The organism is Microbacterium testaceum, from assembly GCF_001476655.1.
Lineage (GTDB): Bacteria > Actinomycetota > Actinomycetes > Actinomycetales > Microbacteriaceae > Microbacterium > Microbacterium testaceum_C.
Map to the genome: position 1 here is coordinate 1 of NZ_LDRT01000257.1, position 1,282 is coordinate 1,282.

2 protein-coding genes are annotated in these 1,282 nt (G+C 67.6%); both read left to right on the forward strand.

All coding sequences use genetic code 11. The features are described 5' to 3' along the window. Window positions 1-414: 414 nt before the first annotated feature. A complete protein-coding gene (gene mraZ / locus NS220_RS18850) occupies window positions 415-846 on the forward strand; it encodes a division/cell wall cluster transcriptional repressor MraZ (protein ID WP_058596015.1) in 432 nt (143 codons plus the stop codon). A gap of 98 nt (window positions 847-944) precedes the next feature. Next, window positions 945-1,282 (forward strand): 16S rRNA (cytosine(1402)-N(4))-methyltransferase (mraW, locus tag NS220_RS18855; protein WP_153004385.1); only part of this gene is annotated, 338 nt, incomplete at its 3' end.

Below are 1,282 nucleotides of genomic sequence, written 5' to 3' on the forward strand. Positions count from 1 at the left end.
TTATACGCTGCTACATCGAGAATGACAGACGTAAGGTCGTCGGCAGCGGCAGATGGTATGAAGGGACAGAACGATCGCTGGGACCGCCGCAACGAGGAGCGCTAAGCCCTCACCCTCGATAAGCACCGGCTCTTCGGAGCCGGTGCTTTTTCGTGCGCCCGGGCGCGGGATCGGGCCCTCGCGAGCGGGGGAGCCGCGAAAGTCCTCCCTTTTCCTCCACGGAGGGCCTCGGCCGTGCTGCAGGCCCCGAGAATCCGCGCCATTTCGGGGGACGCCGGCGCCGATCGCGGCGCACGCGGACTGTACACGAACCTCACTGCGCCCAGAAGAGGGCGTGGGTTTATGGCTAAGTGGAGGGCAGTGGAGTAAAGTGGGGGAAACTTCGCAGGCCGGACGAAGGGGGTGGACGCCCGAATGCTGCTCGGAACGCACACACCCAAGCTCGACGACAAAGGTCGGGTCATCCTGCCGGCGAAGTTCCGTGACGATCTCGGCGCCGGAGTGGTGATCACGCGCGGGCAGGACCGCTGCCTCTACGTGTTCAGCACCGAGGAGTTCGAGCGCGTGCACGAGCGCATCCGTGAGGCTCCGCTCAGCAACAAGCAGGCCCGCGACTTCCTGCGCATGTTCCTCTCGGGGGCCAGCGCCGAGAAGCCGGACAGCCAGAACCGCATCACCGTGCCCCCGGCCCTCCGCGCGTACGCTGGCCTCGGTCGCGAGCTGGTCGTCACGGGTGTCGGCGCCCACGCGGAGATCTGGGACGCCGAGGCGTGGAACTCCTACGCCGAGAGCAACGAAGAAACGTACGCCGAGATGGAGCAGGAGGTGATCCCGGGACTGTTCTGACCCTCGGCTGTGACTCCCAGCCGCATGCCCTGACGCACTTCCCCGGCGCCAGGTCGATGCGGATGGGGATCAGAGCCGAGGATCGGCCCCGACATCTCATGGACATCCGCGACATCCACACCCCCGTCCTTCTGGAGCGCTGCGCCGAACTGCTCGCTCCCGCCCTCGAGCGACCGGATGCCGTCTTCGTCGACGGCACGCTCGGTATGGGCGGGCACTCCGAGGCGTTCCTCGAGCGCTTCCCGACCGCGCGTCTCATCGGCCTCGACCGCGACACCGACGCCCTGCGGATCGCGGGGGAGCGGCTCGCGCGGTTCGGCGATCGCGTCACCCTCGTGCACACCGTCTACGACGGGATCGCCGCGGCCGTGGCATCCGCGGGTGTCGACAAGGTCGACGGCATCCTGTTCGATCTCGGCGTCTCCTCCCTCCAGCT